This is a genomic window from Streptosporangium sp. H13245, assembly GCF_055690525.1.
This window is the reverse complement of record NZ_JBSZKT010000001.1, coordinates 292,561-311,532: the sequence shown is the minus strand read 5'-3', so window position 1 is coordinate 311,532 and position 18,972 is coordinate 292,561. Positions and strand designations below refer to the sequence as shown.

The window sequence follows — 18,972 nt, the reverse complement described above, 5'->3', positions numbered from 1 at the left end:
GTCGATCAGGGCCTCCACCGGCGCGGGTTTCCGCGTCGGCTATCGACCGCGAGGGTTGACGATGTCCGTCAGATCGATGTCGATGTCATAGGGGAGACTGAGCTTCAGCCGATTCTGATGGACGCCGGTGAGCGCGTACGCCCTTGTCACCGGGTTCAGTTCGTAGACGTGGACGCTGGGGCGGCCCTCGATGTTCTCGACACGCCAGAAGTGGGGGATTCCCGCCTCGGCGTACATCTGGGGCTTGCGGTTGCGATCGCGTTCCTCGGATTCCTCGGAGACGACTTCGACGGCGAGCAGCACGTCCGCCGCCTCGTAGAAGGTCCGCGTCAGGTCGGTGGGCGCGTGTGCGTGGAGGAGCACCAGGTCGGGCTCCGGTCGCTGACGTCGCCCCAGCTTTACCGTCATCTCCCGCTCCACCCGGAGATGGGCGGGCGCCGTCTGATGAAGCTCTTTCTGCAGGAGGAACAGCACGAGAGCGTGAAAACGGGTCTGGGGGCTCACGAACACGAGAGTGCCATCGATCAATTCCGTGTGAGGGGGGATCCCCGGAAGCCGATCGAGGTCATCGGCGGTGAAGCCCTCTATAGGGGGAATTGCCCAGTCAGGAATGGGCTCGACGTCGGCCAGCGGTGCGATGCTCATGTCGTCCTCCCGGTCGGGCATGCCTCTCACCTCCAGTGTTACAGGATGCCCTACCCGCCCGCTGCTCATAAAGTAAGACCATGCCTCGTTTCCGCGCGATCCTGGACACGATGCCCGCCTATCGGGCGGGCAAGGCCGTGGTGTCCGCCGACGGCCGGTCCTACAAGCTCTCCTCGAACGAATCCCCCTACGAGCCGCTGCCCTCGGTCGTCGAGGCGGTCGCCAGGGCCGCGACCCAGATGCACCGCTATCCCGACCCGGCGGCCACGGAGCTGACCGGGGCGATCGCCGAGCGGTACGGCGTCCCGGCCGAGCACATCGCGCTCGGCGCGGGCTCGGTGACGGTGGCCCAGCAGCTCTTCGAGACCGTGAGCGAGCCGGGTGCCGAGGTGATCTACGCGTGGCGGTCCTTCGAGGCGTACCCCCTCCTGGCCGACCTGGCCGGGGCGACCTCGGTGCGGGTCCCGCTCCTGGGCGAGACGCACCACCTGGAGGCCATGGCCGACGTGATCACCCCGCACACTCGGATGATCTTCGTCTGCAACCCGAACAACCCCACCGGCACGGTCGTCCACGCGGCCGAGCTGGAGGCCTTCCTCGACCGGGTGCCGGAGAACGTGCTCGTCGTGCTCGACGAGGCCTACCGCGAGTACGTCAGGGACGCCGGGGTCACCGACGGGCTCACCGTCTACGGCGACCGGCCGAACGTGGCCGTGCTGCGCACCTTCTCCAAGGCGTACGGCCTGGCCGGGCTCCGGGTGGGCTACCTGATCGCCGCCGAGCCGGTGGCGTCCGCCGTCCGCAAGACGATCGTGCCGTTCGCGGTCAACCACCTCGCCCAGGCCGCCGCGATCGCCTCGCTGGCCGCCGAGGACGAGCTGATGGAGCGGGTCGACGCGGTGGTCAAGGAGCGCGACCGGGTCCGCGAGGCGCTGATCGCCCAGGGCTGGGAGGTGCCGGTGAGCGAGGCCAACTTCGTCTGGCTGCGGCTGGGCGAGCGCACGCTCGAATTCGCCGGGTCGTGCGCGAGCGAGGGCGTCGCGGTGCGGCCCTTCGCCGGAGAGGGCGCCCGCGTCTCCGTCGGCGACCCCGAGGCCAACGACACCTTCCTGGCCGCCGCCGCGGCCTTCAGGAGCGCCTGACCCGGACGGCCCCGCCGCGCGCCCCTCCCACGGCGGGCGCGCGGCTCACACGGGCGCGGGTTCCGGCTCCGGTACGGGTTCCGGCTTCCTGCGCCGTTCCGTGGAGACCACCAGGGCCACGCCGACGACGATCACCACACCGGCCGCGATCATCGCGCCGGTGACGGGCTCGCTCAGCACGAGGGCACCCAGCACGACCGCCACGACCGGGTTGACGTAGGCGTAGGTGGAGATCAGCGAGATCGGGGCGTTGCCGAGCAGCCACACGTACGCGGTGAAGGCGACCAGCGACCCGATCAGGATCAGGTAGGCCAGCGCGGTCCACGAGCGGGCGGAGACGGCGGCGACGTCGAGGCGCTCGCCCATCACGGCGGCGGTCAGGGCGAGCCCGACGCCGCCCGCCGCCATCTCGACGGCGCTCGCGGTGAAGGGGTTCGCGGGCATCGGGATGCGGGACGCCAGGAACGAACCGGCCGCCCACGACAGCGACGCCAGCAGGATGATCACGATTCCGGAGCCGTCGGCCACGTTGCTCCCGCCGCTCAGCGACAGCACCGCCACGCCGCCGAACCCGATGAGCACCCCCACGAGCGTCAGCGCCCGGGGCCGGTCCCTGAACGCGATCCTGAAGATGACCAGCCAGAGCGGGGTCGAGGCGACCAGCAGCGCCGCCAGGCCGCTGGAGATGTGCTGCTCGGCCACGGCGACCATGCCGTTGCCGCCGTTCAGCAGCAGCAGGCCGACCAGGGCGGCCCCGCCCGCCTGCCTCCAGGTCATCCGGAAGGCGTCCCGGCCCTTCAGCAAGCGCACCGCGACCCCCAGGACGAGCGCGGCCGTGACGAAGCGGACAGCCCCGCTGAGCAGCGGCGGGATCGTCTCGATCGTGATCATGATCGCCAGGTACGTGGAACCCCACACCACGTACACGATCGCCAGCGCTCCCCAGATGAGGAGCGCCTTGCGGCTGTCAGCACTGTCTTGACGCATAGCTCATGACAATAGCGGTTGAAACCGACATTTTGCTCGTGGGTTTCGGACCGTGAGACGCGGCATGGCGGAGAGCGACCCGGGGGTACCGCGACACCTCGCCCGGCCGATCGCGTCGCGGGGGATACGCGGCCCGGAAACCCTCACGGGATCCTCACGGGATCGAAAGCGGAACCGAAAGCGGGACCGAAAGGGAGGCCGGAAGCGACACCGGGAACGGCGGTGACGGCGGCACCGGGCCGTAATGACCGGGCCGGAATGAACAGGATGCCGTGAACAGGGCAAAATAAACAGGCCGGAATGAACAAACCACGGTGAACACGCCCACCCGAACGAGCCGTGGTGAACAGGGCGCGGTGAACACGCCCGCGACGGGCGGGCCGCGCCCCGGCAGGTCACGCCACGCCGGAGTCGGCGTGCCGTGACCTGGGAGGTTCCGCCGCCCGGGTGCGGCGGAAGCCTCCAGGTCGGGCTGGAAGGCGCCGGAGGGCTCAGCGGGTGCCGAGCTTCTCCACGATCAGCCGGTACAGCTGCCGGGGACGTCCCGGCTGCGGTGTCCGGTTCGGCGGAAGCGGCCACGCGAGTCCCTCGTCTACCAGCGTGCGCAGCAACCGCCGTGCCGTACGCGGGGTGACGCCGAGCATCTTGCCCGCGCCCTCCGCGTCCACCACCGTGTCCCCACCTTCCAGTTTGGCGGCCAGCCGGGCCAGGACCTCCACACCCTTCGGCTTCAGCGGTCCGGCGCCCTGAGGGGGCATCCTGGGGGCCGGAATCAGCGCCCTGCCCTCACGGTCGACCGCGAAGCCCTGGGCCTGCTTGCCCGCCTGGGTGCGCGCCAGCGCGGCCCTGGCGTGCGACTCGGCGTCGTGGGTCGTACGGCCCATGCCGACGCCCACCTCGACCGCCAGGCCCAGCTCGTCGCGGACCCGCGCGGCGAACGGCAGGACCCGGAAGCCCTCGGTGGCCGCGGCGACCGAACCGCGGGTCGCGGTGACCATGTAGCTGTGGTCGTCGACCGCGGTGACCGACGCGTTGATCCGGTTCGCCTCCTGCACCAGCAACCGGTGCAGGGACAGCCGGAGCTCGTCGCGCCAGTAGCGTGGCGCGGCCCGGCGAACCGGCTCGCGCAGCGTGGGCACCTCCACCAGCACCACGGTGAGCTGTGACTCCTCCAGCCTGTGGTGCGCGCCCAGCAGGGCAGCCGTGTGCAGCGCCGTACGCACCGCGGCGGAGGTGGGGCGGATCCTGACCACCGGCACCCCCGCCGTCTGAAGGCGGTCGGCGACCGCGGGCAGGCAGGTGAGCGCCCCGCTCGTGCTGCCCTGGCGGGCGAGGCGTTCATGGAAGGCCGCGATCGTACCGGTGGCGCCCGGTTCGTCGCGGCTCTGCACATCCCCTGAGGGAAGGCTCAGATCGTTGTACGCCTCCTCGACCTCTGCTCTGCCCAGGACGTCGATGCTGACCCTGCGCGGGTCTATCCGTTCGTCCAGCGCGGCCCTCGCCAGCGCGGCGATCAGCGCGGCGCCGCCGAGCTGGACATACGTCGCGGGCATCGTCAGCACCCCCGATCGCCGTGCCAGATCGTAGGGGACCGGGCTGGCGAACAGGCACGCGTCCACCCCGGCTCCCAGGCGGGTGACCTTGTCGGCGGCCTCCTGCTCGTCGCGGTATGCCGCCGCCACCAGGCGGCAGGGTAACGGGGCGGCCGCATGCCCCATCAACATCACCCGTTCGACGAGGTCATGGGGGCCCACCACACCGATAGTGAGGTCCGGTGTCATGGCACCCGGGCGTGACACTCGTGGCGCTTCTTCGGCCCGCTCGACCAATGTTCGTCCCATCATGCCGTCCGTTTGTTTTCGGCTCTCTTTTGGAACGATCGCTCGCGAGGGCCGTAATGTCACGCCCGATTTGCGGCCAATTCCGGAAGCCACTTCCGGGTTAAAGCCATGACTAGCACCGTTTACACAGGTCAGAGCGGTTTTTGAGCGTCTCAAACCCGCTGATTATGAAGCTGAAATCTCTCGCCGCACGTCGGCCCCGAGGGCCTGCATACGCTCGGCCAGATAAGAGTGCCCCCGGTCGATGAGATATCCCGATCCGATCACGGTCTCCCCCTCGGCGGCCAGGCCCGCGAGGACGAGCGCGATTCCCGAGCGCAGATCGTGAGCGGTCACCTCTGTTCCGGTGAGCGGAGTAGCGCCGCGAACGACGGCACTGTTCTCTTTCACTTCAATATCGGCGCCCATCTTGTTCAGTTCTGAGGCCAGAGCGAAACGCCCGTCGAAGATGCGTTCATGAATGTAACTGGCACCGTCGGCGAGACACGCGACCGTCATGATCGGCGACTGCAGGTCCGTGGCGAAGCCCGGATAGGTGTCGGTGATCACGTTGATCGGGCGCAGCGGGCGGTCCCTGCGCACGTGGAGCACCGCGCCGTGGTCGGCGAACTCCACCCCCATCTGCTCCAGCTTGTAGCGGACCACGCCGAGGTGGTCCAGGTCGGCGCCGACCAGGTTGACCTCGCCGCCGGTGACGGCGGCGGCCATGGCGAACACGCCCGCGTCGAGGCGGTCCGGCATCACGGTGTGCTCGACGGCCTGGAGCTCCTCCACGCCCTCCACGGTGATGAACCCCGTGCCGCCGCCGCTGATCTTCGCGCCCATCCGGGTCAGCATCTCGATCACGTCGAGGACCTCGGGCTCCAGCGCCGCGTTCTCGATCACGGTGGTGCCGCGGCCGAGGGCGGCGGCCATGATCAGATTCTCGGTGCCGGTGTGCGAGGGGGTGTCCAGGTACAGGGTGGCGCCGGTGAGACCCGCCGACTTGACGTGGATGACCGAGTCGCCCTCGTCCACGAGCGCGCCCAGGCGCTTGTAGCCCAGGTAGTGGAAGTCGAGGTTGCGGCTGCCCAGGTTGCAGCCGCCCACGCCCTCGATGATCGCCTCACCGAGGCGGTGCAGCAGGGCGGGCACGAACAGCACCGAGCCGCGGAAGCGGCGGGCGATCTCGGCGGGCAGGACCGGGCTGCTGAGCGTCGAGGCGTCGATCACCAGCGTGCGCTCCGCCTCGTGGAGCTCGACCGTGGCGCCGACCGTCTGGGCCAGCTCGACCGCGCGGCGGACGTCCTCGATGATGGGAACGTTGCGCAGGACCGTACGGCCTCTGGACGCCAGCAGTGCCGCGCCGATCATGGGCAGCACGGCGTTCTTGGCACCCTGGATGAAGGCGGTTCCACGAAGTGGGTTGCCACCGCGCACGCGGTAACGGACCATGCGACATGCTCCTTGAAGTGTTTTGGGTGATTCGTGTGGCGCGGGGCGGCAGCCGAGGTTATTCGGCCAACAGTAGCCGTTAGATGCCCCTGAACCGGCCACTTCAGGGGGGAACTACCCCGCGAAAAGCCAGTAATCGCCGACCTTCACGGCGACGGGTGACGGGCCCGGCCGCCTGACCCGTCCAGCCCGTGTTCTCCGGCGTTTCCGCGCCCCCTCGGCCATGTGTCCCGGCGCCCTCGCGCCCGGATCGCGGGGAAGATCATCCCATGGCCGCCCGAGGGACGCGGAGGCGGTGTCACGGGCGCCATCCGCCCTTCGCGCCGCCCGCGGTGGTGAGGGGGGAGGCGGCCGACAGGAGGCTGTCGGCCCGCTGGTCCACGAAGCGGGTGACGATCTGCTGGCCGTACCCGAACGCCATCGCCCAGACCAGGATCGCGGGCTGTGAGCCGAGCCCCGCGAAGCCGGGCACGAAGCCCGAGTTCAGGATCAGCAGCCCGAGAACCGAGGTGGCCACCCCCGCGGGCGCCTTGAGAAGGTTCTGGACGACCGCCAGCGAGTAGCGGGTGGACAGCTCCGAGCGGGTCGACAGCGAGGCCGCGGTGGCCAGCGCCGCGCCCAGCATGCCGATCAGGGCCACGAGCGGTACGTCGCCGTGGCCGGGCCGCAGGCCGCCCGTCGGGCAGATCTGGGCGGGCATCAGCCCCTGGGTGCGGATCACCGACTGGTTGCCGCACATCGGGATCACGTCCGGCCAGATCGCGCCGATGACCACCACGCCCAGCACGATCAGGGTCAGCATGACCACCCCGCCGAGCAGCAGGTTGCGGAAGCTGCGGACCCGCCCGGTCTCCATCGCCTGCGCGGTGTACGCGGCCCGCAGCACCGACTGCATCAGCGGCCTGTCGTTCTCCACCAGGTCTCCCGCCGCGAGCCTGGCCTGGAGGTGGACCAGCCGGGGGTCGTCACCGGGCAGGTACGCCCGGCCGATCGCCACCACCTCCGGGCCCCGCCCGGACAGCTCCGACGTCGGCAGCACGCCGTACAGCATCACGGTCGCGCTGTTGACGTTGGACCAGGCCCCCTCGATGGCCTGGCCGGTCAGCCAGCGCCGCACGCCGTGCCTGCTGCGCGCGTACGTCTCCGCGCGGGCCAGGTGCGTGCCGATGCCCTCGCCCACCGAAACCAGCTGGCCCGCCTCGTCGCGCATCGTCAGGGCCCGCTCGGCGTCGGCCCTGATCTCCTCGCTCCGGGTGGCGACGTACACCCGCCAGGTGCCCGGCCAGCGAAGCACGCCGGTGTCGCCGATCCGCTCGGGGGGCATCGCGGGGTCGAGCGACATCGTTCCTCCGGGGGGAGCGGCCTGGGACGGGCACATGACTGCCCCAGGCTTATCGCGCCATGCCGATCAAGCGCTACGCCTCCCGGGAAACCGGGCGCGGCCGGGGTTCAGGCGCCGCGGCCCGCGATGTCGGTGCGGTGGTGCGAGCCGCGCATCCGGATGCGCTCCACGGCCTCGTAGGCCGCCGCCCGCGCCGAGGGGACGTCGGGCCCGGTACCGACCACGCTGAGGACCCGGCCCCCGCTGGAGACGACCCGGCCGCCGTCGAGGGCGGTGCCCGAGTGCAGCACGTAGGCGTCCTCGACCGGGTCGGACAGCCCCTCGATCACGTCGCCCCGCACCGGCTCGGCGGGGTAGTTCTCCGCGGCGATCACCACGGTCACCGCGGCGCCGTCGCGGTAGGAGAGCGGCCCGAACCGGTCGAGCGTCCCGTTCGCGCAGGCGAGCAGCAGGCCCGCGAGGGGCGTCTCCAGCCGGTCCAGCACGACCTGGGTCTCCGGGTCGCCGAACCTCGCGTTGAACTCGATCACCTTCGGGCCCTTGGACGTGAGGGCGAGCCCCACGTACAGCACCCCCGTGTACGGCGTGCCGCGCCTGGCCAGCTCGGTCACGGTCGGCATCACGGTCTCGGCCATCACCTGGTCGGCGAGGTCGTCCGGCGCCCACGGCAGCGGTGTGTAGGCGCCCATGCCGCCGGTGTTGGGGCCCTGGTCGCCGTCGTAGGCGCGCTTGTGGTCCTGGGCGGGCTGGAGCGGCACGGCGGTGGAGCCGTCGCAGAGCGCGAACAGCGACACCTCGGGGCCGTCGAGGAACTCCTCGATGACGACCCGCCCGCAGGCGGCGGCGTGCCGGAGCGCCTCGTCGCGGTCGCCGGTGACCACCACGCCCTTCCCGGCGGCCAGGCCGTCGTCCTTGACCACGTACGGCGTGCCGAACTCGTCGAGCGCGGCGGCGGTCTCCTCGGGCGTGACGCAGGTGTGCGACCGCCCGGTGGGGACGCCCGCCGCGACCATGACGTCCTTGGCGAAGGCCTTGGAACCCTCGATCATCGCCGCCTGCCGCGAGGGCCCGAAGCAGGGGATCCCCGCCTCCCTGACGGCGTCGGCGACCCCGGCGACCAGGGGCGCCTCGGGGCCGATCACGACCAGGTCCGCCCCGAGACTCCCGGCCAGCCCGGTGACCGAGGCCGGGTCGGTCGGCACCACCGGGTGCAGGGTCGCGACCCGCGCGATACCCGCGTTTCCGGGAGCACAGTGAACCTCGGTGACCTGGGGGTCCGCCGCCAGCGACCGGCACAGGGCGTGTTCACGCCCGCCGGATCCAATCACAAGAACGCGCACTCGTCAGAGCCTATCGCCCTCCCTGCCTCCCCCTCGGGCCCGCGCCCGCCGCCCCGGGGTCCCACGGCCCGGGACGGCTTTCCCAGGCCGGGTCCGGCGGTTTTCCGGGCCCGGGTCCGTCATGCTTTACCCGCGCTCACGCCTCCGGGAGGCCCGTGCCCGCCGTGGATTCGCGGGACTGTCCACAGCCTGTGGACAAGTTCGAACGCCCGCGAGCGGGGAAGGTGCCGTAAAGGCCGTGTGAATTTTGTCTGGTTACGCATGATCGACAGTTGAACCTGGGAGTAAACTGAGAGGCATCCCCCCAATCGTGTTAGCTTTTGGGTGGGTTTGCGAGTCTCTTGCTGATTGGAGGTGGTTCGGGATGTCCTCTGGCGATCCCAGCAGTACGTGCTCGCGCACGCCTGCTGTGCGCACTCTCGACCACCCCATCTCGGTGCCCGATCGGCGCCACACGCATCACCCTCTCGACCGGGGGTGACATCGCATCGCGTGTGGATCTCGCCGGATTGGGCGGGAAAGGCTCGCCATGCGCTCCTCGCTCCTTTTTCCCCGTATTAAGCACACCCGTACGATTCGTGCCGCACACGCGCCCGCCGTATCGCTCCGTGAGCGGATGACCGGCGTCTGCGTCCCGCCGAGTGACTCGCTCGTCGAGTACGCCGCCTACGTCGGCGGCAAGAAGATCGACGCCCTGGGCATCCCCGACGCCCTGGAGCTCGTCCGCGCCCACAACGCGGCCCGCGACGCGGCCTCCGACACGGCTTCCGACGGGGGCTCCGGCAAGAGCTCCGGTGGAGGCAACGCCTTCGTCTGGGTCGGCCTGCACGAGCCCGACGCCCCCGAGGTCGAGTGGCTGGCGGAGGTCTTCGCCCTGCACCCGCTCGCCGTCGAGGACGCCGTCAAGGCTCACCAGCGGCCCAAGGTCGAGCGCTACGGCGACTCGATATTCGTGGTCCTGAAGACCGTCGCCTACATCGACCACGACGTGCTGACCGCCACCAGCGAGATCATTGGCACCGGTGAGCTGATGGTGTTCGTCGGCCCCGACTTCGTGGTGACCGTGCGCCACGGCAGGCACTGCCCCCTCTCGGAGGTGCGCGCGCGCCTCGAGGACAAGCCCAAGCTGCTCAACCGGGGTCCCACCGGCGTGCTGCACGCGATCGCCGACCACGTCGTCGACAGGTACCTCAGCGTGGCCGACCGCATGCAGGCCGAGCTTGAGGACGTCGAGGCGATGGTCTTCGCCGACGTCAGCGCCCGTGACATCGGCCGGATCTACAACCTCAAGCGCGAGATGATCGAGATGAAGCGGTCCGTCATGCCGCTCCAGTCGCCGATGTCCACGCTGGCCCAGCGCCGGATGATCCCCTCCGAGATGCGCGAGTACTTCCGCGACGTCGTCGACCACCTGGCCCGCGTCTGCGAGCAGGTCGAGTCGTCCAACGAGCTCTGCAACTCCATACTGCAGGCGGCGCTCGCCCGCTCCAACGCGCTCGCCAACGAGGACATGCGGAAGATCTCCTCGTGGGTCGCGATCATGGCCGTCCCCACGATGATCGCGGGCATCTACGGGATGAACTTCGAGCACATGCCCGAGCTCAACTCCGTTTTCGGCTACCCCCTGGTGCTCGGCGTGATGGTCATCGCCTGCACGCTGCTCTACCGGGGCTTCCGCCGCAACGGCTGGATGTGACCGCGCTTTTCAGAGGACACGCGGATCAGGCGCTCAGGATGTGCGGGCGCTTGACCCGCCTTCTCGGACGGTTCCTCAGGCGCTCAGCGGACGCGCGGGGGTGATCGGCCGGGGGACGGGCATGCCGCGCCCGGCCCACAGGGCGATCATCCGGTCGGGATAGTCGGTGACGATCGCGGCGGCCCCGAGGTCGAGCAGCTCCCCGGCCCGTACCGGCTCGTTCACGGTCCACACGGCCAGCGGCAGGTCGGCCTTCTCGGCCCGCCGGGCGAACTCCTGGTCGACCATCACGTGCTCGGGGGAGAGCGTGGTGCCCCCGGCCTCGGCGGCGGCGGCCGGGATGTCGCCGCCGAAGTCCTCCAGGCGGAGGCCGTCGAGCCAGGCGCTGTCCATGGTGGCGCGCTCGATCAGGGCGTACCGCTGGGTCGCGGGGGTCAGCGAGCGGGCGATCCGCAGGACGCGCCAGTCGAAACTGAGGATCGCCGCCCGTTCCAGCCTGCGGTGCCGGTCGAGCTCGGCGACCACCATCTCGGTGAACTCGGCGGGGTCGGCGCTCAGGTCTGGCCTGGTCGGATCGGACTTCAGCTCCACGTGCACGCGCACCCCGTCGGCGCCGTACGCGTCCATCAGGCCGAGCACGGAGCTGAGGGTCGGCATCCGGGTGTTCGGCACCGGCACCTGTGTCGGGGCGAAACGGTCCTCGGGAGTGCGCGGCACCCGTACCCCGCACTCCAGCGTGCGCAACTGCGCCAGCGTGAGCGCGCCGACGGGCTGACCCACGTACGGGAAGGCGGGGTCGTCGCGGAAGGCGGGACGGACGTCGGCGCTGGTCACCGGTGACACGGTGAGGTCGTGCGTGAGCACCAGCCGCCGGTCGGCCGTGAGCGCGACGTCGAGCTCAAGGGCGTCGACACCCAGTTCGAGGGCGTGGGCGAAACCGGGCAGGGTGTTCTCGGGACGGAGCCCGCGGGCGCCGCGGTGACCGTGAATCTCGGCATGCACACAGGGACCTTATCCACCTCGCGTGCCGATCGTCCGGTACGGCTCGCCCTCGGCCGCGCCGGGTGCGGGCCGTACCGGCCGGAACTAGATCATCGAGTGGATCTGGAGCGTCTCGGTACGGCCGGGACCGACCCCGACGGCCGAGATCCTGGAGCCGCTCATCTCCTCCAGGGCCTTCACGTACGCCCGGGCGTTGGCGGGCAGGTCCTCGAAGCTCCTGGCACCGGTGATGTCCTCCTTCCAGCCGGGGAACTCCTCGTACACCGGCTTGGCGTGGTGGAAGTCGGTCTGGGTCATCGGGATCTCGTCGTGGCGGACGCCGTCGACCTCGTAGGCGACGCAGACGGGGATCGTGTCCAGGCCGGACAGCACGTCCAGCTTGGTGAGGAAGTAGTCGGTGACGCCGTTGATCCGGGTGGCGTAGCGGGCGATCACCGCGTCGAACCAGCCGCAGCGGCGGTTGCGCCCGGTGGTCACCCCGTACTCGCCGCCGGTGGTGCGCAGCCACTCGCCCATCTCGTCGTCGAGCTCGGTCGGGAACGGACCGGCGCCGACGCGGGTGGTGTACGCCTTCAGGATGCCGATCACGCCGGTGAGCCGGGTCGGCGGGATGCCGGAACCCGAGCAGGCGCCGCCGCTCGTCGGGGAGGAGGAGGTGACGAACGGGTAGGTGCCGTGGTCGATGTCGAGCAGGTTGCCCTGGCCGCCCTCGAGCAGCACGACCTTGTTCTCGTCCAGCGCCCTGTTGAGGATGAGCGAGGTGTCGGCGATGTGCGGCGTGAGGCGCTCGGCGTAGCCGAGATACTCCTCCAGGACCTTGCCCGCGTCGATCGCCCGGCGGTTGTAGATCTTGGTGAGGATCTGGTTCTTCTCCCCCAGCGCGACCTCGATCTTCTTCTGCAGGATGCCCGGGTCCAGCAGGTCCTGGACCCGCACGCCCATCCGGTAGATCTTGTCGCCGTACGCGGGGCCGATGCCGCGCCCGGTGGTGCCGATCTTGGCCTTGCCGAGGTAGCGCTCGGTGACCTTGTCGAGGGCCTTGTGGTGGGGCATGATCAGGTGCGCGTTGGCGGAGATCAGCAGCCGCTCGGCGGAGACCCCCCGGGCCTGGAGCCCGTCGATCTCGCTCAGCAGCACGCCCGGGTCGATGACGACGCCGTTGCCGATCACGGGGACGACGTTCGGGGAGAGCACTCCCGTGGGCAGCAGGTGCAGCGCGTACTTCTGGTCGCCGATGACGACCGTGTGGCCCGCGTTGTTGCCTCCCTGGTATCTGACGACGTAGTCGACCTGGTCCCCAAGCAGGTCGGTCGCCTTACCCTTGCCCTCATCGCCCCACTGGGCACCAACGAGAACGACAGCCGGCATCGTGAGTCTCCCACCACAAAAACGAAAACCCCTGGCGCAATCGCGACAGGGGCTCTTGCGTGGAGAGAATACCCGACCGCGTCCGAAATGGGGATCTCCCACCTCGCGAAAGGGGGGCGCGGTGAGAGATCCCGGGGGCGGGGCGGAGGCTGACCGGTGGCTCAGCGGGGCGGATTCCGGAAGCTGATCAGTGGCTCAGTGGGAGGGCTCGGGGGAGAGACCGGCTGCCGGTCAGCGGCTGGTGAGCTCCTCGGACGCCTCGGCGCTGGAGTCCTTCAGGAACTGGAAGCACCGCTCGGCCTCCTCCTTCTCCCCGATGCTCTGGGCGGCGCGGGCCAGCGCGTGCAGGCAGCGCAGGAACCCCTGGTTGGGAAGGTGCTCCCAGGGGATCGGGCCGTGACCCTTCCACCCCGCCCTGCGGAGCTGGTCGAGGCCGCGGTGGTAACCGGTGCGGGCGAAGGCGTACGACGTCACGGCGTGTCCCGCCGCGAAATACTCGTCCGCGAGGGCGGCCCAGGCGGCCGGGTACGCGGGGAAACGCGCGGCGACGTCGGATGCTTGGGCACCGGATTCCAGTGCGTCCCGCGCCTCGGGCAGGTCCGGGAGCAGGGTGGGCGGCGGGCCGGCGAGGAGGTTCTCGTGCGATTCCATAACGACAGTCCTACCCGGTGGACCCATGTCAGGCCAAGATCGGCCCCCGGAGTCTTTCCGGAAGCCGATCCAGCCGTCTTTCCCGTGACCCTTTTCCGGCCTCAGGAGAGCTTGGTGCCCGCGGACTTCAGGTGCTGGGCGGCCTCGACGATGCGCGCCGCCATCGAGGTCTCGGCGGCCTTGCCGTACGAGCGCGGGTCGTACGCCTTCTTGTTGCCGACGTCGCCGTCGACCTTGAGGACACCGTCGTAGTTCTTGAACATGTGGTCGACGATCGGGCGCGTGAAGGCGTACTGCGTGTCGGTGTCGATGTTCATCTTCACCACGCCGTAGGAGATGGCCTCGTGGATCTCCTCGAGCAGCGAGCCGGAGCCGCCGTGGAAGACCAGGTCGAACGGCTTCTCCGTGCCGTATTTGGCGCTGACCGCGTCCTGGATCTCCTTGAGCACGCTCGGGCGGAGCTTGACGTGGCCCGGCTTGTAGACGCCGTGCACGTTGCCGAAGGTCGCGGCGAGCATGTAGCGGCCCCGGTCGCCCAGGCCCAGGGCGTCGGCGGTCGCGAGGGCGTCCTCGGTGGTGGTGTAGAGCTTCTCGTTGATCTCGCCGACGACGCCGTCCTCCTCGCCGCCGACGACGCCGATCTCCACCTCAAGGACGATCCGCGCGCGGGCGGTCTTCTCCAGGAGTTCCTTGGCGATCTCCAGGTTCTCGTCCAGCGGCACGGCGGAGCCGTCCCACATGTGCGACTGGAAGAGGGGGTCCTCGCCCCTGGCCACCCGCTCAAGGGAGATGTCGAGCAGCGGGCGCACGAAACCGGCCAGCTTGTCCTTGGGGCAGTGGTCGGTGTGCAGGGCGATCGTCACGGGGTAGTTGGCCGCGACGACCCGGGCGTACTCCGCCAGGGCCACCGAGCCGGTCACCATGTTCTTGACCGTGGTGCCCGAGAGGAAATCGGCACCGCCGGTCGACACCTGGACGATGCCGTCGCTCTCCGCCTCGGCGAACCCCCTGAGCGCAGCGTTGAGGGTCTGTGATGAGGTCACGTTGATGGCCGGGTAGGCGAAACCGCCTGCCTTTGCCCGGTCGAGCATCTCGGCGTAGACCTCTGGAGTAGCGATAGGCATCGTGTCATCTCCCTGGAGACGGCTGTGAAAAGCTGGCGCGCGGCTATGAGGACATAGCCCGTAGGCCAGTATTCCGGGTTCCTTCCCGGCCGGATAGCTCCAGTACCCCTTCGGTCCGCAGCGATGTCTTCCGGCCGTACCTCCAACCGTATCCCCGGTCCTCACCCGCCGGAGATCCCGGGGCCCGCGGCACGACCTGGGCGCGCTCTTCCCGACGGATCCAGCAGGTCGGTCGTGAAATCTCCTCACGAACCGCTAACCTCCACAGTGTGGGACGCCACAGGTCTGACCCCATGGGTATCGCACGCCTGGTCCTCGTCGGACTGGCGGTGCTGGTGGTCGTCGCCCTGATCGTGCTGGGAGTCCTCTCGCTGATCGGCAGCCTGGGCTCCGACGCGGAGACGGCCCCGTCGCCCGCCCCCTCGGCCGCCGCGCCGTCCGCCGTCGCCTCCCCGCTCTCCTCCGCCACCCCCGAGCGCGTCCCGACGGTCCTCGTCGAGTGCCTGCGGGAGCGCTGCCCCACGGTCTTCGTGAAGGTCACCGGGGGTGACGTGCTTCTCGACCGGGAGATGGACCGCGGCGAGCAGTTCCAGTCCTTCGACCCCAAGGTCGACGTCGTCCTGGCCGACTCCGCCGCCGTCCGCGTCCAGGTGAACGGGGCCGTCCGCTCCCCGGGCAAGGCGGGGGAACGCCAGGAGTTCACGGTCTCCCGCGACTAGCCTCGCTTCTCCCACCTGCTCCGGATCCTCTGGGGGAAGGTCCCCGGGCTTTCTAGGCCAGGCCGAGGTCGGCCAGGGTGTAGGCGGTCAGGTACGGCAGCCCGGCCTCGTCGACCGCCGGGGCAGCTCCCCGGTCCACGATCGTGGCGACCGCCACGACCTCGGCGCCCGCCTCGCGCAACGCCTCCACCGCGGTCAGCGGGGATCCGCCGGTCGTCGAGGTGTCCTCCACCACCAGCACCCGCCGCCCCGACACGTCCGGGCCCTCGATCCTGCGCTGCATGCCGTGGGTCTTCTGCGCCTTGCGGACCACGAACGTGTCGAGCCTCCCGCCTCGCGCGGCGGCCGCGTGCATCATGGCGGTCGCCACCGGGTCGGCGCCCAGCGTCAGGCCGCCGACCGCCTCGTAGTCGAGGTCCTCGGTGATGTCCAGCATGACCCGCCCCACCAGCGGTGCCGCCTGCCCGTCGAGGGTCACCCGGCGCATGTCCACGTAGAAGTCGGCCTCCATGCCCGAGGACAGCACGACCTTGCCGTACACCACGGCCTTGCCCTTGATCTCCGCCAGCAGGCTCTCGCGATCGCTCATGGCACAAGGTTAGGGCGACTCCGGAACCCGCCTGATCGGGCCCTGCCGGAAAAGAGGCCCGCCGTAACGCCGGTTTCGGGCCGGGGTGGCAAAAGTGCGATCCGGGTTTACTCGCGGCGCGTACTGCGGGATTATCCGGCAGGCAACTCCGGGTAATGGTGAGGTCACAATGAGTGTGAAAACATCTCAAGGCGACGCTGAACTGCTGGCTGCCACCAGGAACGGCGACGAGGCCGCCTACCGGCTGCTCCATCAGCGGCACGCCCCCGCGACGTATGCCCTCGCCCGCCTGCTCCTGCCGGGCGAGACGGAGGTCAAGGTCGAGGAGGTCGTGGAGGAGACGTTCGCCAGGGTCCACCACGTGATCGCCCGGGGACACGGCCTGGAACAGGCGTTCCGCGCCTACCTGCTCACCGCCCTTCGCCGTACGACCGCCGACCGTTCCGGCTCGCCGACCACCGAAGGAGCGTTACCGGAAGCCACCGAGCGAACGGACGGGGAGGACGGCGAGGACAGGGAGGCGAGCGGAGAGACCGGCAAGACCGGCGGGGAGACGGAGGGGGAGACCGACGAGCGGGCGGACGGGGAATTCGGCCCCCTCGGCCCCCTCGGCCCCCTCGGCCCCCTCGGCCCCCTCGGTCTTCGTACGTTTCTCGTCGACCCGTCACTGGAGGGCCTGGAACGCTCACCGGTGGCCAGGGCGTTCCTCTCCCTGCCCGAGCGGTGGCAGCTCGTCCTGTGGCACGCCGAGGCCGAGAGGCTCAGGGACGAGGACGTCGGGCTCCTGCTGGGCCTGACGGTCAACGGCACGGCCGCGCTCGCCCACCGGGCCCGGGAGGGGATGCGTCAGGCGTGCCTGCGCGTCCACCTGGCCGAGACCTCCGCCCCCGAGTGCCGACCTGTGCTGACCAGGCTGGGACCCCACACGCGCGGTGGCCTGGACAGGGAGCAGAGCAAGGTCATCGACAGGCACCTGGAGGGCTGCTCCGGCTGCCGCGCGGTGCTCGCGGAGCTGACCGGCATCGGCCACGGCGTCCGCTCCGTGATCGGCCCGCTCGTCGCCGGTCCCGCGTTCCCCGCCTACCTGACGGCGCTCGCCAGGATGGGCGCCACGGCGGGGGGCGGGCTGCCCGGCCGCTGGCGGAGGGCTCCCCGGTCCGTACGGCGTGCCGTCGCGGCCGGGGTGGCGGCCGTCGCGGTCGCGGTGGCCGCGGCCCTCGTGCTGGCGACGGCAGGGGAGCCCGTCCGAGGCCCGAGTACGGCCTCCGAGCCGATCGTCGTGGCCCCGGCACCCGGTTCCCCCGACCCGGGGGAGTCCGCTGAGCAGGAGAACCGGACCCCGGGGCCTCCCGTACCGCCGCTCTCGGGGCAGCCGGTGGGGCCCGGCGGCGAGACCGGAGCGGCACCCGGATCCGGTGGGTCCGCGAAGTCCGAGGGGTCCGAGGAGGGGGCCGAGGAGGGGTCCGAGGGGGGTGGCCGGACGGGTTCCTGGCTCGCCCCCCGCCTGGTGGCCAGGATCGACGCGCTCGGCGCCCTGGTCAGGTCCGAGGCCGGAATCGTCGCGGTGCGGCTGCGCAACGCGGGCCGGGGACAGAGCGAGGAGGTCGTCGCCGACGTCGGCCTGCCGCGAGGCGTGACGCTGCCGTCCGGGGCCCGCCGGGGAAACGCCGTCGGCGCCGTCACGCCGGTCGGCACGGTCGACGGCTGGTCCTGCCGGGCGCGGAGCCGGGGCGCGCGGTGCGTCCGCGGCCCGCTACCGGCGGGCCGGGCCACCGCGGTCTTCCTGAGGGTCCTGGTGTCGGGCGACGCGACCTACGGGGCGTCGCCCTCGGTCACGGTCTCCAGCGCGGGGACGAGGGTGGCGGCCAGGTCGCGCAGCGGGGTACGGGCGACGGGTGCCCCGGCCCGGTTCGCCACCGACGGCCGGGTGGCCGTCTCCGCGATCGGCAACACCCTGATGAGCTGCGCGCCCTCGGAGCCCGCCTGCGAGGCCGCCCGCTCGCGGCGGGGCGGCAGGCTCGACAACAACAGCTGGGAGATGCGTCCCCTCGACCGTGACGGGGATCCGTCGACGGGCGGTTCGAGCGCCGCCCGGCTCGCCCTGCCCGCGGCGAGCAAGGTGGTGTGGGCGGGCCTCTACTGGTCGGCGAGCGCGCCCCCCAGCGGGCGGATCAAGCTCAAGGTGCCGGGCGAGGAGCGATACCAGCAGGTCAGGGCGACGCAGGTGGTGGAGAGAGAGCTGCCCGCGGGACGCGGCTACCAGGCGTTCGCCGACGTGACGCGTCTGCTGGGCGCGGTCAGCGGAACGTACTGGGTGGCCGACGCCTCGGTGCGGCCCGGTGTGGCGCGTCACGCCGGGTGGAGCCTGGTGGTCATCGTGGCCGATCCGCGCCGGCCGTACAGCCAGGCCGTCGTCGTCGACACCGCGACGGTGCTGGACGGAGGGCACCGCTCGGCGCGGATACCGCTCGAAGGGCTCACGCCGTCCGGCGCGCCCGCGAGGGTGGCCCTGGTGACCTGGGAGGGCGACGCGGGCGTCATGGGCGACCGGGTGAGGCTCGGCGGACGGCTCCTGCGGCCCGCCGGTGGGGGGCGCGACCCGCGCAACCCCTTCGACGGGTCCGCCGCCGGGGCGCGGGGGAGCGGCACGACCTTCGGTACGGACGTGGACCGCTTCCGGTCGCCCCTCGGCCACGATCCGGTGCTGGAGCTCAGCACGCGCCAGGACGTCCTGCTGTTCGGCGCGGCGGCGGTGAGCGTACGGACCGCTCCGTGACAGCCCACCGTGAGCGTACGAGCCGCCCCGTGACAGCCCGCGGTCCCGGCGCTGCCGTCGGTTCCGTGCGAAAAATATCCGGTCGTGTCCACGACGGGGCGCACAGTTCGTCCGGGTCCGCTGTGCGGTGAGGGGGTCACGCGGGCTCCGGGGACACGGGAGGCGGGACGGCCGGAAACCCGAGCGAGTAGCACCTCGCGGAGGGGGTTCTCGAACGGGACAAACTGGTACGGTCTGCGTGAACGATCCAGCGTATGGTCGAGCGCGGGTGGAATCGTCGGGATTCACCCTCGGATGGTCAGCTGCTTGATTACCC

The 18,972-nt window shown here is 70.8% G+C and carries 15 protein-coding genes; 4 read left to right on the top strand and 11 right to left on the bottom strand.

What is annotated here, in order from left to right; genetic code table 11:
• Positions 1–39 precede the first annotated feature (39 nt).
• A complete protein-coding gene (locus ACW9TB_RS01450; RefSeq protein ID WP_472746060.1) occupies positions 40–666 on the bottom strand; it encodes a Uma2 family endonuclease in 627 nt (208 codons plus the stop codon).
• 59 nt (positions 667–725) lie between these two features.
• On the opposite strand from ACW9TB_RS01450, the gene hisC reads away from it, so the two are divergent.
• Positions 726–1,787 (top strand): histidinol-phosphate transaminase, encoded by a 1,062-nt coding sequence (gene hisC / locus ACW9TB_RS01445; RefSeq protein ID WP_472746059.1) that lies wholly within the window; start codon positions 726–728, stop codon positions 1,785–1,787.
• Positions 1,788–1,832: 45 nt separating this feature from the next.
• On the opposite strand, the gene ACW9TB_RS01440 is transcribed toward hisC, so the two are convergent.
• The 5 genes from ACW9TB_RS01440 to purD all read right to left on the bottom strand — a co-directional run bounded on the left by ACW9TB_RS01440 (position 1,833) and on the right by purD (position 8,731).
• Entirely contained in the window at positions 1,833–2,774 is a 942-nt protein-coding gene (locus tag ACW9TB_RS01440) for an EamA family transporter (RefSeq protein ID WP_472746058.1), read from the bottom strand.
• A gap of 491 nt (positions 2,775–3,265) precedes the next feature.
• Positions 3,266–4,555: a GTP cyclohydrolase IIa gene (locus tag ACW9TB_RS01435; protein WP_344746819.1), complete on the bottom strand. Its 1,290-nt coding sequence runs from the start codon at positions 4,553–4,555 to the stop codon at positions 3,266–3,268.
• 225 nt (positions 4,556–4,780) lie between these two features.
• The gene (gene murA / locus ACW9TB_RS01430) at positions 4,781–6,049 is read right to left on the bottom strand and encodes a UDP-N-acetylglucosamine 1-carboxyvinyltransferase (RefSeq protein WP_472746057.1); all 1,269 of its coding nucleotides are present in this window, start codon (positions 6,047–6,049) and stop codon (positions 4,781–4,783) included.
• 298 nt (positions 6,050–6,347) lie between these two features.
• A complete protein-coding gene (locus ACW9TB_RS01425) occupies positions 6,348–7,391 on the bottom strand; it encodes a hypothetical protein (protein WP_472746056.1) in 1,044 nt (347 codons plus the stop codon).
• Positions 7,392–7,498: 107 nt separating this feature from the next.
• Entirely contained in the window at positions 7,499–8,731 is a 1,233-nt protein-coding gene (gene purD / locus ACW9TB_RS01420) for a phosphoribosylamine--glycine ligase (protein WP_472746055.1), read from the bottom strand.
• 616 nt (positions 8,732–9,347) lie between these two features.
• Between purD and corA the strand changes: the two genes are divergently transcribed.
• Positions 9,348–10,427: a magnesium/cobalt transporter CorA gene (gene corA, locus ACW9TB_RS01415; protein ID WP_472746054.1), complete on the top strand. Its 1,080-nt coding sequence runs from the start codon at positions 9,348–9,350 to the stop codon at positions 10,425–10,427.
• A 75-nt stretch (positions 10,428–10,502) separates the two neighbouring features.
• Here the strand turns inward: corA and ACW9TB_RS01410 are convergent, their stop codons facing one another.
• From ACW9TB_RS01410 to fbaA, 4 genes are all read right to left on the bottom strand, one after another.
• On the bottom strand, positions 10,503–11,429 hold the full coding sequence (locus tag ACW9TB_RS01410; RefSeq protein ID WP_472746053.1) for a glycerophosphodiester phosphodiesterase family protein: 927 nt from the start codon (positions 11,427–11,429) through the stop codon (positions 10,503–10,505).
• Between the two features lie 84 nt (positions 11,430–11,513).
• Positions 11,514–12,797: an adenylosuccinate synthase gene (locus ACW9TB_RS01405; protein ID WP_472746052.1), complete on the bottom strand. Its 1,284-nt coding sequence runs from the start codon at positions 12,795–12,797 to the stop codon at positions 11,514–11,516.
• 231 nt (positions 12,798–13,028) lie between these two features.
• A complete protein-coding gene (locus tag ACW9TB_RS01400; protein WP_472746051.1) occupies positions 13,029–13,448 on the bottom strand; it encodes a DUF3151 domain-containing protein in 420 nt (139 codons plus the stop codon).
• A 101-nt stretch (positions 13,449–13,549) separates the two neighbouring features.
• Positions 13,550–14,572 (bottom strand): class II fructose-bisphosphate aldolase, encoded by a 1,023-nt coding sequence (fbaA, locus tag ACW9TB_RS01395; protein ID WP_472746050.1) that lies wholly within the window; start codon positions 14,570–14,572, stop codon positions 13,550–13,552.
• Between the two features lie 293 nt (positions 14,573–14,865).
• On the opposite strand from fbaA, the gene ACW9TB_RS01390 reads away from it, so the two are divergent.
• Positions 14,866–15,291: a hypothetical protein gene (locus ACW9TB_RS01390; RefSeq protein ID WP_472746049.1), complete on the top strand. Its 426-nt coding sequence runs from the start codon at positions 14,866–14,868 to the stop codon at positions 15,289–15,291.
• A gap of 52 nt (positions 15,292–15,343) precedes the next feature.
• Here the strand turns inward: ACW9TB_RS01390 and pyrE are convergent, their stop codons facing one another.
• Positions 15,344–15,880: an orotate phosphoribosyltransferase gene (gene pyrE / locus ACW9TB_RS01385; RefSeq protein ID WP_472746048.1), complete on the bottom strand. Its 537-nt coding sequence runs from the start codon at positions 15,878–15,880 to the stop codon at positions 15,344–15,346.
• Positions 15,881–16,055: 175 nt separating this feature from the next.
• Between pyrE and ACW9TB_RS01380 the strand changes: the two genes are divergently transcribed.
• A complete protein-coding gene (locus ACW9TB_RS01380; RefSeq protein ID WP_472746047.1) occupies positions 16,056–18,656 on the top strand; it encodes a zf-HC2 domain-containing protein in 2,601 nt (866 codons plus the stop codon).
• Positions 18,657–18,972 lie beyond the last annotated feature (316 nt).